Genomic DNA, 13,163 nt, shown 5'->3' on the forward strand with positions numbered 1-13,163 from the left:
CGCATTGCGTCGAGGGGTTGACCGACACTGGACAGTCGAGCCCCCGCGCTAGGGTTCAGCCGGCGCGGCTTGGATGGACTCGTACTCCTGAAGGACTCGCAACACCTTGCTCGCCTGCGGATGGTTGGACGGGGCCAGGTCCAGGAAGCGGCGATAGTGCTTCGCGCCCTCCTCCAGGCGATTCAGCTGCGCCGCCACCGAGCCGAGGAGCAGGTGGCACTCGAAGTTCTCCGGCTCCATGGCGACACACTCCCGCGCCCGGGTCCGCGCGGCCTCGAACCGCTTCGACTTGTACAGCTCGCGAGCCTGGCCCAGCGCCCGACCCCCTCGGGTTTCCTCTTGGGGGGCCTCGACCTCCAGCACCTGGGGCTGGGCCTGCCTCGCGGGCGGCGGGGTCTTGCTTCCACCCCCTGGTCGCGAACCCGACTCCTGCGTGGGTGGCGCCAAGGCCGTCACCGCGTTGGCCGCTTCGGCCTCGCGCTCCGCGGCGGCGCGCTCCGCGGCGACCTGGGTGGCGGAGCGGATGCGAATCTCCACGGCGCCCTGGTTGTCGGAGGAATCCTCATCCACGAAGCCACAGTTCAAGCCATGGACGCTGGTGACCTTGGTCTCCGTGCCCTGCGAGACGAGGAACCGCTGCGCCCGGGCCGGAGGCACGCCTGGGCCGTCACGCTCCAGGCTCACCTGCTGGACACACGCCACCGTCACCACCGGGCCCTGGTCCCGCCCTCGGGTGAAGGCGCCACCGTCCACGGAGGTCAGCGACAGCGTGTACGTCTCCGCCGGGTCCAGGCCGTCCAGGAAGAGGCTCTTCTTCAAGTCCGTCGTCATCCACTCCAGGTGGATGGTGTGGCGCCGCTCCTCTCCAGTCCGCGTGTTCGTCACGGAGACGATGCGCTCGGGCAGGTCATCCTGCGGCGTGGGGGCGCCCACGGTGAAGAAGCTCACCGCCGTGGCGCCTCGGATGGACTCCTCCTTCCGAGTCACGATGCCCACCGCGGCATCGGCCGCGACCTTCTGCCCCGCCAGCAGGAAGAAGATGGTCGGCAGGGGCTTGCCACGGTCGGGCGAGGCCAGCGTGCCCGTCTCCGCGATGCGGTACGACACCTGTGGCTCCAACGTCGCCAGCGCCGCGCGCCCGGAGGACACGCCCAACAGGTGGCGTCGCGCCTCCAGTCGGAAGGACTCCACGGGCATGCGGACCAGGTCCGGGCCCACGGGCTGCTGGCCCGGAGTGGCTGGAGCAGACCTCGGCGCGCCCACCGGCTCCGGCGCGCGCCGGGCATCCGCGTCCTTGAGCGGCGGCGTGGGCAGCGGCGGCGTGGGCAGCGGCGGCCGGGCTGGATGGGCGCTGCTGTTCTCCCGCGGCGTCCACTCCGGTGTGAGCTTGTCGAAGGCCGACCAGATCAACCCGAACAGCACCAGCACCACGCCCGCCACCACGAGGTGATGCGTGGAGAGTCGGAAGTTCGTCTCGAAGAAGCCGCCTCGGTCCGGGGAGTTGCCGCCCCCCTCCTCGTCCTCCTCCAGATCCAACGCGCCGCCGCCCCCACCATCGGGCAGCTCCCCCGGATGGCTCTCGAGGGTCTGAGGCTCCGTGGTCAGCTCGGGGGCGGAGATCTCCGTGGGCTTCGGGAGGAGGTTGGTCGTCGCGCGCCAGACGGACAGCTCCTCCACGAACCGGGCGGGCACCTTCGTGTCCTTGCCCATCTCCGTCATGTCCGGGCGGAACAGCTCCCGCAGCAGGTACGCGACGGACATCGACGAGAAGCGCGGCGCGGCCTTGAAGAGGAACCCGGCCAGCGCGTCTCCGAACTCGTGCGCGGACTCGAAGCGGTCTTCCTTCCGCACCGCGAGCGCCTTCTGGAGGATGGCGTCCAGCCGCACCGGCAGGTCCGGCCGGAGGTCTCGAGGACGCGGCAGCGGCTGGCGGGAATGCAGCTTGTGCATCACCACGTACTCGGGCCCCTCCAACGGGAGCCGCCCGCAGACCATCTCGAAGAGCACCACCGCCGAAGCCCAGACATCCGTCCGGGCATCCACCTCTTCCCCCCGCGCCTGCTCCGGCGAGAAGAACAGGTACTTGCCCTTCACGATGCCCGGCGCCGTGTCGAAGCTGCGCAGCGAGCGCGCCTTGGCGATGCCGAAGTCGACGATCTTGACCTGACCCTCGTAGCTGACGAGCACGTTGTCCGGGGAGATATCCCGGTGGACGATGCCCAGCGGCATCCCCTTGTCATCCGCGCGCGTGTGCGCGTAGTGCAGCCCCCGGCACATCTCCAGCGCGATGTACGTGGCGATGGGGACCGGCAGGCTGTTGAAGTTGGAGCGCAGCGCCCGCTTGATGATGCGGTTGAGCGGCTGCCCATCCACGTACTCCATCGCCAGGAAGTACTCGCCCCCCACCTGTCCGAAGTCGAAGACCTGCGCGATGGACCCATGCGACAGCGAGGCGGAGATGCGCGCCTCGCTGATGAACATGGAGATGAACGCCTCGTCGTTGGCGTACTCCGGCAACACCTTCTTGATCAGCACGGGCTTCGTGACTCCGGCAGCCCCCAGCAGCTGGGCCCTCCACGTCTCCGCCATCCCGCCCCGACCAATCCTGGAGTGGAGCTCGTACCGACCGAACTGTTCGTGCTGCTCATTCGCCATTGAGGCGTAACGTATCGCGCGGCATCCCGTTCAAAAAGGGTCGTCAGTCTATTCTGGATTTCGACTGGACGCAGACGCGGGAGACGAAAGGACGCCGGTCCTCGAGTGCTCGGAGATGAGCTGCTTCACCGAGGGGCTCATCGGGTGGGTCGGATAGACCTGGAGGAAGGTCCGGTAGCGCTCCAGGGCCCCGTGCACCTTGCCGAGCCGGGCCTGCATGTCCCCTGACAGCAGGAGGCAGTTGGCCTTGTGCGGGTCATGAGAAAGGCAGTCCTCGGCGAGCAGGTATGCGTCCTGGTGTTGCCCCGCGCGAGCCAGGCGCAGCGCCCTCGAGGCCAGTCGCTCCGCCTCCTCGGCGGGAGTGCCCTTCGGCCGCTCCGGCTCCTTGGGGCGCTTGGGGTCCCACGGGGAGATGCGCAGCTCGGCCTCCCCTTCGTTGTCGAAGGGGGAATCGTCGAGGAAGCCACAACGCAAACCTTGGATGCCGCGCACCTTCACCTCGCGCCACTCCGAGAGGAGGAACTGGAGGGGCTGCACGGCGTAGGGCTGCGTGGGGTCGCGGCCGCCCGGGGTCGCGCCCTCGGGACTCCACTCGAGGCAGGCCACCTGGGCCGCGGGGTCCTGCGTGCGTCCGCGCAGGAAGACCCCGTCCCCCAGGCCCAGCAATGACAGGACATAGGTCTGCCGAGGCTCCAGTCCCCGGACCAGATACCCCTTCGCCGGCGAGATGCGCATGGGCTCGGGGTGGAAGGTGAATCGCCGCTCGGCGTCCACCTGGATGTCCTTGAGGTACACCTGCTCGGGATGGAGGTCCTCCTCGGTGGGCTCTCCCAAGGTGAAGAGCGAGATGGCCCGCGCGCCCTGGATCTTGAGCGGCTGCCGCCCGACGATTCCCTCTCGGGCCTCCGGCCGCACGGCTTCGCCTGAAATCAAATAGTAGACAGGCGGCGCCCACCGAGGCTGCGGCTCCACGACGGCCGTCGAGCCCGCCCCCTCCGCGGGTGAGGTGCTCCAGAACTGATAGGTGACGGCCGAGTCCAGCCGGGAGAACGCCACCAGGTCCAACGGCACGCGAAAGACATGCCGCCGCGAGTCCAGCCGAATGGACGTGACGTCTGGATAGTCCGCGATGGACTCAGTGCCGGTGACCTCGGGAGACGACGGCGTCGTGGGAAGGGCCGTCTCGGGCGCACGGGCAAGGGACGGTGCCCCCGCGTCACGACGCACACCCGCGCTCCCCGCGTCCTCCACGGTGCGGACCGGCGTCAGGGGCGACGGAGGGGCGACGCGCGACTCGGGAACCTTCGACGATGGCAGCCACGGGATGGCCGCCGCCGCGAGGGCGAGCACCCCCACTCCCGCGAGCAGGGCCCATCGCCCCTTCCCCGGTGACGCCTTGGGGACCGCGCTCGGCGAGACGGAGGGGACCCGGATCGTGGGCGCATTCGGCGCCGCCTCATCGCTCCCGCGCCAGACCCGCAGCTCCTCGGCGAACGTGGCCGGGACGGGCAGCTCTCGTCCGTCCTGGAGCAGATCCTCCCGGTACAAGGAGCGCAGCAGGTACGCCAGGTTCATCGTCGAGAAGCGCGGGGCGTAGGAATAGAGGAACGAGCCCAGCGCCTCGGCGAAGGCATTCGCGGACTCGTAGCGCAGCGACGTGTCCACCGACAGCGCCTTCATGACCACTTCATTCAGCGCGGACGGCAGGTCCTTGCGCAGCTGCTTGGGGGCGGGGAACTCCCCATGCGCCATCCTGGACAGCACGACGGCTTGATTGCCGGTGACGGGAGGCTGACCGCAGAGCATCTCGTACAGCACCAGCCCCGTGGCCCAGACGTCGGTGCGCGCATCCACCTGCTGCCCTCGGGCCTGCTCGGGCGAGAAGTACAGGTACTTGCCGCGGATGACGCCGGGCTCGGTGTCGAAGTTGCGCAGCATGCGCGCCTTGGCGATGCCGAAGTCGACGATCTTGACCTGCCCCTCGTAGCTGATGAGCACGTTGTCCGGGGAGATGTCCCGGTGGACGATGCCCAGGGGCGTGCCCTTCTCGTCCGTGCGCAGGTGCGCGTAGTGCAGGCCCCGGCACATCTCCAACGCGATGTAGGTGGCCAGCGGAATGGGCAGCTGCGGCAGGCCCGTCCTCGCGGCGCGCTTCAGGATGCGATGGAGCGGCTGCCCATCCACCAGCTCCATGGCCAGGAAGTACTGGCCCTCCACCCGGCCGAAGTCGAAGACCTGCGCGATGTTCCCGTGGGACAACGAAGCGGAGATGCGCGCCTCGCTGATGAACATGGAGATGAACGCCTCGTCGTTGGCGAACTCGGGGAGCACCTTCTTGATGAGCACGAGCTTGGTGACCCCCGCCGCGGCCACCAGCCTCGCGCGCCAGGTCTCCGCCATGCCGCCGCGCCCCATCTGAGCGAGCAGCTCATAGCGGCCGAAGTGCTCATGGGGATCTTGGGACATACGATCCACTCGCGGAGGGTTTGGGACGTTTGACGGGTGGCGCCTCGTCGATGCGGACCTCGAGCGCCCCGGAGTTTCCTTCCGGCCCGTCATCGACGAATGCACACAGGAGGCCGGGGACGCCCTGCACCCGGCGCTGGGTCCCCACCTCGAGGAGGAACTGGACCCTCGGGAGGACCTTGGCGGTGTCGGGCTTGGGCGGCTCCTCGGGGCGCCACTCCACGCACGCCACCCGAGTGGCCGGCCCCGCGCCCGCGCCGTGGAGCAGTGCCTCTCGACTCGTTGTCGCCAGGTTCAGCGTGTACGTCGCGAGGGGATCAAGCCCCTTGAGCACCAGCGCATGGTTGAGCCGAGGCCCCTCCACCTCCGGCCGGAAGTGGAACGAGCGCGAGGGCTCCGGGGTCGGGCCATTCAGGCGGATGTGTCGCTCGGGCATCGCGCCGGAGGGCGTGGGGCCGAAGCGGAAGATGGCGACCTCCTGGGCCCCCACGATGACCTTGGGCGACGTGGGGACCTCGCCCAGGCGCGCCTTCTGCGGGAGCTGCCCCGAGTCACCCGACAGCAGGAAGAAGACATTCAGGGGCTCCATGTCGGTGGGGAGGACACTCGGGTCTTCTCCCCTGCCCTGCGTGCTGACATCGACGAGCGAGTACGCCTCTGCGGGGTTCAGCGCACCAAAGGCCCTGAAGCTGGACGGGATGAGGATGACGTCTCGATCCGCCTCGAGCAGGAACCCCTTCACGGGATACTCGACGACGTGCTGCGGGCGGAGGCCCTCGGACGGAGGGACGGCTTCGGCTTGTGGGGGGCCTGGACTGGCGGGTGTCTCGGAGGGCTGCGACCGGAACACGGCCACCCAGGGGATGGCGATGCCCAGCAGGACGAACAGGACCATCGCGGTGGTGCCCACCACGCGCTTCCAGCGAGGGGGCTCGCGAGGCATCAGCACCGTGCGCCGCTCCGACAGCGGAACATTCTCGATGCGGATGCGCGACAGGTGCTCGGGGGCGGAGATGGTGGTGGGCTCGAGATAGACGGTGGGGACGTCGTCCTCGTCCAGCGCGATGCTCGGGGGCGGCTTGGGCGCGGGCCGGGCATCCAACACCATCGTCATCGGGTTGGTGGGGCGCAGGTGCTCGGACGTCGTCGCCTCGGCCTGGCTGGCGCCAAGCGCCATCGTCTGAGGCGCGGCCGCGCGAGACGGCGCGCGGGAGATGGGCGTGGCGCCACACCACGCGGAGAACTCCTGGAGGAAGGCCTTCGGAACCGGTAGCTCCCGGCCATCCGCGACCAACTCCTGCTGGAACAACGCACGGACCAGGTGCGTGAGGTCCATGGAGGAGAACGGCGGCGAGAGGGAATACAGATACGAGGCCAGGGCGTCGGCGAAGGCGTTCGCGGAGGCGTAGCGGAGCGGCACCTCCACGGACAGGGCCTTCATGACCAGGGATTCGAGCTCGACGGGCACGACGCCGCAGACCTGTCGGGGCGTGGGGAACTCGCCGTAGGCCATGCGCGACATCACCGACTCCGCGGTGCCGGTGACGGGGAGCTGCCCGCACAGCATCTCGTAGAGCACCAGGCCGATGGTCCAGATGTCGGTGCGGGCATCGACCTCCTGGCCTCGCGCCTGCTCCGGGGAGAAGTAGAGGTACTTGCCCCGCACGATGCCCGGCTCGGTCTCGAAGTTGCGCGACAGGCGCGCCTTGGCGATGCCGAAGTCGACGATCTTGACCTGTCCCTCGTAGCTGATGATGACGTTGTCGGGAGAGACGTCCCGGTGGACGATGCCCAGCGGCGCGCCCTTCTCGTCCGTGCGCGTGTGCGCGTAGTGCAGGCCCCGGCACATCTCCAGCGCGATGAACGTGGCCAGGGGCACCGGCAGTCGCGTCATGCCCAGCCGAGCCGCGCGCTTCATCACGCGGTGGAGCGGCTGGCCCTCCACCAGCTCCATGGCCAGGAAGTACTCCTGGTCCACGCGGCCGAACTCGAAGACCTGCGCGATGTTCCCGTGGGACAGCGTGGACGAGATGCGCGCCTCGCTGATGAAGAGCGAGATGAACTCCGCGTTGTTCGCGTACTCGGGCAGGACCTTCTTGATGAGGATGGGCTTGGTGACGCCCGCCGCGCCGACCAGCCGCGCACGCCACGTCTCCGCCATCCCGCCCCGCCCCAACAGGGCCAGGAGCTCGTAGCGACCTAGACGTGGATACCGTTCCTGGGCCATGAGGAATGCGCGCGGAGTGGGGGGTAGGAAGGGTCAGGTCAGCGGATTCAGCGCCGGGATGCGTCGTACGCCTCGAGCTGGGTTTCAACACCCCTGCGAAAGGCATGGTCCGCAGGCGCGAGTTCAAGAAAGCGCCGGTAGAACTGGGCCCCCTCGTCAATCCTGCCCAATCGCGCAGCCGTGATTCCCAAGATCAATTGACAGTCAGCCTCCTTTGGGAACTCAGCCGCGCATTTCTCAGCGGCCTCGTTCGCTTCGACGTACTTCCCCCCCTTGATCAGGGTGCGCGCGCGCTCCAACAGCTCGCTTGAGCGCGCGTCGTCCCGCACCTCGAACACAGGCACCCCTCTGGTGGGCGAGGGGCGTCTGGCTGACTCAGCAGGCGGCCTGGCCACTTCGTCGGGCCGGGCCGAAGTCACGGGCTTCTCGGGCTCGACGCTGGGAGGGAGCGGAGGCAGCGGCACCTTCCGGGCATACTCATCCCGCATCGTGCGCGCGGTCGACACATGGGGATGGTCCGCGTGCTTGTCCATGAAGCGCTGGTACTGTTTGACGGCCTCTTCAAACCGCTCCAGACGCGCCAGGCTCGCGCCGGAGATCATCAGGCAATCCGGATGATCTGGCCTGGCGGCGAGGCACGACTCCGTCGAGGCCACCGCCTTCGCGAACAAACCCTTGTCAAAATGGGCCCGGGCCTGCCGGAGGTCCGACTCGTGGCGACTCTCGGGCGTCGCCGAGAGGATTGGAGTCACGGGCGACAGGTCCACCTGCTTCCCCTTCTCCACCACCGGGGGCGCCCCGCCGTGGAACACGACCACGCCGACCACCAGCACCGCCGCAGCGGCAAGGACCGCGACCCATTTCCGCCCGCCCCCTCGAAGCACCAGCGCCTTCGCCGTGTGCGGCTCCACTTCCTCGGGCGGCTCGACGACGGGCGCGGGCAGCCTCGCCGTGGAGGGAGGCAACAGCTTGCGCCCCGCCGGCGTCTGGAGCTTCCGCGTGCCCCTCGGCTCCGTGGTGACCCGGGCAATCTCCTCCTGCGTCAGCGCCCTCTTCGGAGCCTCCGGCGCCCCGCCAGCCCGCCACATCGCCAGCTCGTCGATGAAGGACTGCGGCACCGTCAGCTCGCGGCCCTCCGCCGCCATGTCCGCGCGGAACAACTCCCGGACCAGATACGCCACGTTCATCGTCGAGAAGCGAGGCGCGAAGGAATACAGGAACCCCGCCAGCGCATCCGCGAACGCATTCGCGGACTCGTAGCGCTTGTTCACGTCCACCGACAACGCACGCATGACCAGCGCGTCCAACTCCACCGGCAGCTCGGCGCGAGCCTGCCGAGGCGACGGGAACTCTCCATTCGCCAGCCGCATCATCACCGACGCCTGGCCCCCCGTGACGGGCGGCTGGCCACAGAGCATCTCGTACAACACCAACCCCGTGGCCCAGACATCCGTGCGGGCATCCACCTCGTGGCCTCGCGCCTGCTCGGGAGAGAAGAACAGATACTTGCCCTTCACCACCCCCGGCTCCGTCTTGAAGTTGCGCGCCATGCGCGCCTTCGCGATGCCGAAATCGACGATCTTGACCTGGCCCTCGTAGCTGATCAGCACATTGTCCGGGGAGATGTCCCGGTGGACGATGCTCAAGGGAGCCCCCTTGTCGTCCAAGCGCGTGTGCGCGTAGTGCAGGCCCCGGCACATCTCCAACGCGATGTACGTGGCCAGCGGAATGGGCAGACGCGGCAGGCCCGTCGTCGCCGCGCGCTTCAGCACGCGGTGCAGCGGCTGCCCATCCACCAACTCCATGGCCAGGTAGTACTGCCCTTCCACCCGGCCGAAGTCGAAGACCTGGGCGATGTTCCCGTGGGACAACGACGCGGAGATCCGCGCCTCGTTGATGAACATCGACACGAGCGCCTCGTCCGAGTCGAACTCGGGAAGCACCCGCTTGATCAGGACGGACTTGGTGACGCCAGCGTCGCCTCTCCATCGGGCGCGCCACGTCTCCGCCATTCCCCCCCGACCAAGCCAAGACACCAGCTCGTATCGGCCGAATCTGTCGCCGGGCTGCAAGGCCATAGCAGATCGGAACCTACCGCATATTCCGGAGAGTCCGAACTTCCCAGGTCCCCCCGTGCTATGTTGTGGACCGTGGCACGCTTGGGAGACGAGGACGGGAACGAATCGCAGGTCCGAACCGACGCCCTACCGGCGATCCGCGGGCCTCGGTTCCGAGTGAAGCTGGCGGTGCTGTCGGGACCGGACGCGGGCAAGGTGTACCCGCTGGGGCCGGGGCGCTACCGCGTGGGCTCGGAGGCGACGGCGGACATCGTCCTGCCAGACCGCGCCGTGTCGCGTCAGCACCTCATCCTGGAGGTCGGGGACGAAGGGGTGCGCGCCACGGACCCGGGATCACGCAACGGCTCCTTCTGCGAGGGTATGCGTTTCTCGGAATTGGAGGTGCGCCCAGGGGCCACCCTGACCCTGGGAACCACGGAGCTGCGGCTCATGCCGGAGGGTGAGCGCGCCAAGGCCGTTCCCCTCTCCTCTCGGGCCAGCTTCGGAGCGCTGGTGGGCAACAGCCGCCGCATGCGCGAGGTCTTCACCGTCCTGGAGCGGCTGACAGCGGGCGAGTCGGACGTGCTCATCCAGGGCGAGACGGGCACCGGCAAGGAGCTGTGCGCGGAGGCCATCCACGTCCACGGCACCCGCAGCAAGGGGCCCTTCGTCATCGCGGACCTCGCGGGCATTCCGCCGCAGCTCCTGGAGAGCGAGCTGTTCGGCCACGTGAAGGGCGCCTTCACCGGGGCACACGGCGACAGGGCCGGAGCCTTCGAGCGCGCCCACGGAGGGACCCTCTTCCTCGACGAGGTCGGTGAGCTGCCGCTCGAGGTGCAGCCTCGGCTCCTGCGTGTGCTGGAGCGCCGTCAGGTCAAGCGCATGGGCGCCAATGACTACCGCACCTTCAATGTGCGCGTCGTGGCCGCCACGCACCAGGACCTGGAAGGCGCGGTGAAGCAGAACCGCTTCCGCGGAGACCTGTTCCACCGGCTCGCGGTGCTGCGGGTCGTGCTGCCCTCGCTGCGAGAGCGGCCCGAGGACATCCCGCTGCTCATCGACACCGTGCTGGAGCGGATGGGCAGGCCGCCCAGCGCGCTGTCGGACGTCACCCGCGCCCTGCTCACGCAGTACCCGTGGCCCGGCAACGTGCGCGAGCTGCGCAACGTGGTGGACCGCGTGGTGAGCCTGGGTGAAGAGGCGCTGCCGGACATTCCGGACGTGCCCTCGGCGGTGTCCTCGCGCCAGGACGACGGGGAGTCCACCCTGTCCCTGGCGCTGGACCTGCCCTTCAAGGAAGCCAAGGAGCAGCTCATCGACGGCTTCGAGCGCGACTACCTCCGCAACCTCGTCGAGCGCTGCGAGGGCAACGTCTCCCGTGCCGCCCGGGAAGCCGGGATTGACCGCGTCTACCTCCGCAAGCTGCTGCGCAAGCACGGGCTCGACGCAGGGGGCGCCTGAAGCCAGGTCGCCCTCGCCCACCGTGAGGACTGATTCCACGGTGGGTCGCCCTTCAAGAGCGGCGCCGCATCAAGTGCGTGGCCGATGATTTCCATGGCGAGTCCCTAGGGACGAACGGCCAGCCCTCTTCGTGGCCCCCCTCATCGCGGAGCAACGCCCACCATGTCGTTCACCGGACTTCGTCGTTCGAGCTTTGTCTCGATTGCTGCCATTGCATTGCTGCTGCCATTGATTGGCTGTGGCGATGACAAGGGCAAGGTCTCCATCCTCCTGACGGACGCGCCGGGAGATGGCATTGAAAAGGCCGTGGTCACCATCTCCTCCATCTATCTCCAGGGGGGTGATGACAAGGGTGGCCGCGTCGTCCTGCGCGACGAGCCGGTCACCGTGAGCCTGCTCGACCTGGCCAACTCCACGTCGGAGCTCGTCTCCGAGGCCGAGGTCCCGGACGGGCAGTACCACCAGCTTCGCTTCGTCATCTCCGGCGGATATCTGGAGGCGCGCAACGCGGATGGCACCACGTCCATCTACGCCACCACGAACAACTACGAGGGCCTTCCGGCGGGGGCGGTCGTCGCGGGCCAGCTCCACATGCCCAGCTATGACTCGTCCGGCCTGAAGGTGAAGTTCGACGAGACGCTGACCATCGAGGGCGAGCAGAAGATCCTCCTGGTCGACTTCGACGTGGCGCAGAGCTTCGGCAAGCAGGCCGGTGGCTCGGGCCGCTGGGTGATGAGCCCCGTCATCAAGGCCGCCGAGGTGACCGCCTCCGCGAGCGTCAACGTCGAGGTGAAGCTGGGCACGGGCGTCACGCTGCCCACCATCGAGGGCAAGGCGCTGACCCTGGCGGACTTCCAGGCGGTGCTCATCAACGCCGAGGGCACCCAGGAGCGCCTGTCCCTGACGGACGCCAACGTGGATGGCACCTACGAAGCCAGCTTCAAGTTCCTCTTCCCCGGCAGCTTCCAGGTCGAGCTCGCGGCCCCCGCGGGCGTGGCCATCACCACCACCCCCGGGCAGCCGGTGACGTTCAAGCTGGAGTCTGGCCGGGACAACACGCTCACCCTGGTCGTGAGCAGCGCCCTGCCCCAGTAGGACACCCTGGAGCACAAGGGCCTACCCGCCCGGTGACTCGGTCGGGCCGGAAAAAATCCCGGGCCGATGTGGCCGGAGGGAAGGACCGGAGGTCTCCCCCCTGAGGCCTCCAGGATTTTTCCCGGAGTGAACTACTCAGGTGGAGTTGGCGCGGGGCCAGCTCCCCAGACGAGGCGTCGGGACGCGGTTCCGGCGCCTCGTTTTTTATGTCCCGCGTCCACCCCGCAGCGCCGCCCTCAGTAGACGACCAGCTCCTGGGGTGTGTGGTAGCTGACGATGGTGAGGACCGGGATGCGAGGCGCCTCGGAGTCATCGTCCGCCCCGCCCGACGTGAGCCGCACCCCGTCGAACCGCGCCAGGATGACGTAGTCCCGGCGAGCCTCCAGGAACGGGTCCGCGTTGGGCAGCCGGCCCAGGGCCTCGCGGCCCGTCTCATCCGAGATGTTGTCGTAGTGCTTGCGCGTCGTGGAGGCGAAGCTCTCCTCCCGCGTGCTCACGCTGCCGCCCAGCTGTCCGGGCCCGGTGAGCTGCGTCTGCCCGTCCAGGTCTCCAGTCGTGGTGGTCGTGGTGTCGAAGCGCTCGCCCACCCCGACCGCCAGGTTCGTCTCCACCGAGGACAGGGCGTGCTCCACCAGCCACACGGTGGGCTTCTCCCCTTCCGACCGCTGGTCCGCGACCTGGGCGCGCAGCAGCACGTAGCGCCCCTTGTAGGTGTCGGGCCGGTCCACCGCGGAGGCCAGGGAGAAGATGGGAATCTTCTGCTCCTGGAGATACTGGAGCTCGCCCCGCACGCTGCCACCGCGCTGCGCGACGACGCGGGCGATGAGCGAGGCCGCCTCGGGGCGCATGCGCAGGTCCTCGTTCCAGGGCCCTGACAGCAGCGCGCGCATCTGCGTGAAGGGCGTCAGCTCGATGCAGGCCTTGATGGCGGCCCAGCCCTCCTCGCGGGACTCCGCCTGGAGCCTGCGCGCGGCGGCTTCACACACCGCGGGGTTGGGGAAGCGCGCGACAAACCCCTGGGGGTCCTCCTTCGCTCCGGGCGGAGGCGCCTCCGGGGCGCGCGTGACGATGGGCGCGGGCTCGCGGGACGGCACGTCCGACCACGTCACGTGGGAATGAGACGCGGCGCAGCCCGCGGTGAGCGAGCCCAGCAGGGCCCAGGTGGGAAGTGACCGGGATGGGTGGTGCATGAAACGAACTCC

7 protein-coding genes are annotated in these 13,163 nt (G+C 68.8%); 2 read left to right on the forward strand and 5 right to left on the reverse strand.

Features of this window, described 5'->3' with window-relative positions:
• Positions 1–48 precede the first annotated feature (48 nt).
• From MYSTI_RS44725 to MYSTI_RS21035, 4 genes are all read right to left on the reverse strand, one after another.
• Complete coding sequence (locus MYSTI_RS44725; protein WP_233277912.1) at positions 49–2,589, reverse strand: serine/threonine-protein kinase; 2,541 nt, start codon at positions 2,587–2,589, stop codon at positions 49–51.
• Positions 2,590–2,703: 114 nt separating this feature from the next.
• Complete coding sequence (locus MYSTI_RS45560) at positions 2,704–5,121, reverse strand: serine/threonine-protein kinase (protein ID WP_015349801.1); 2,418 nt, start codon at positions 5,119–5,121, stop codon at positions 2,704–2,706.
• Positions 5,102–7,348, reverse strand: coding sequence for a serine/threonine protein kinase (locus MYSTI_RS21030; protein ID WP_015349802.1), 2,247 nt, complete (start codon positions 7,346–7,348; stop codon positions 5,102–5,104). Before MYSTI_RS21030 ends, MYSTI_RS45560 begins: the two co-directional genes overlap by 20 nt.
• 47 nt (positions 7,349–7,395) lie before the next feature.
• The gene (locus MYSTI_RS21035) at positions 7,396–9,426 is read right to left on the reverse strand and encodes a serine/threonine-protein kinase (RefSeq protein ID WP_015349803.1); all 2,031 of its coding nucleotides are present in this window, start codon (positions 9,424–9,426) and stop codon (positions 7,396–7,398) included.
• A gap of 60 nt (positions 9,427–9,486) precedes the next feature.
• Between MYSTI_RS21035 and MYSTI_RS21040 the strand changes: the two genes are divergently transcribed.
• Together MYSTI_RS21040 and MYSTI_RS21045 are read left to right on the forward strand one after the other, a co-directional pair.
• Positions 9,487–10,866: a sigma 54-interacting transcriptional regulator gene (locus MYSTI_RS21040; protein WP_015349804.1), complete on the forward strand. Its 1,380-nt coding sequence runs from the start codon at positions 9,487–9,489 to the stop codon at positions 10,864–10,866.
• Positions 10,867–11,028: 162 nt separating this feature from the next.
• Positions 11,029–11,961, forward strand: a complete 933-nt coding sequence (locus tag MYSTI_RS21045) for a DUF4382 domain-containing protein (RefSeq protein WP_015349805.1) — start codon at positions 11,029–11,031, stop codon at positions 11,959–11,961.
• A gap of 236 nt (positions 11,962–12,197) precedes the next feature.
• Here MYSTI_RS21045 and MYSTI_RS21050 read toward each other — a convergent pair whose 3' ends face one another.
• A complete protein-coding gene (locus MYSTI_RS21050; RefSeq protein WP_015349806.1) occupies positions 12,198–13,151 on the reverse strand; it encodes a hypothetical protein in 954 nt (317 codons plus the stop codon).
• Between the last annotated feature and the right edge of the window lie 12 nt (positions 13,152–13,163).

The organism is Myxococcus stipitatus DSM 14675 (genome assembly GCF_000331735.1).
GTDB classification, from domain to species: Bacteria; Myxococcota; Myxococcia; order Myxococcales; family Myxococcaceae; genus Myxococcus; species Myxococcus stipitatus.

What these genes read in the sequence shown, in the direction of transcription:
- MYSTI_RS21050 (WP_015349806.1), bottom strand. Translation starts at nt 13,151, where the DNA reads ATGCACCACCCATCCCGGTCACTTCCCACCTGGGCCCTGCTGGGCTCG.
- MYSTI_RS45560 (WP_015349801.1), bottom strand. Translation starts at nt 5,121, where the DNA reads ATGTCCCAAGATCCCCATGAGCACTTCGGCCGCTATGAGCTGCTCGCT.
- MYSTI_RS21030 (WP_015349802.1), bottom strand. Translation starts at nt 7,348, where the DNA reads ATGGCCCAGGAACGGTATCCACGTCTAGGTCGCTACGAGCTCCTGGCC.
- MYSTI_RS21045 (WP_015349805.1), top strand. Translation starts at nt 11,029, where the DNA reads ATGTCGTTCACCGGACTTCGTCGTTCGAGCTTTGTCTCGATTGCTGCC.
- MYSTI_RS44725 (WP_233277912.1), bottom strand. Translation starts at nt 2,589, where the DNA reads ATGGCGGAGACGTGGAGGGCCCAGCTGCTGGGGGCTGCCGGAGTCACG.
- MYSTI_RS21040 (WP_015349804.1), top strand. Translation starts at nt 9,487, where the DNA reads ATGTTGTGGACCGTGGCACGCTTGGGAGACGAGGACGGGAACGAATCG.
- MYSTI_RS21035 (WP_015349803.1), bottom strand. Translation starts at nt 9,426, where the DNA reads ATGGCCTTGCAGCCCGGCGACAGATTCGGCCGATACGAGCTGGTGTCT.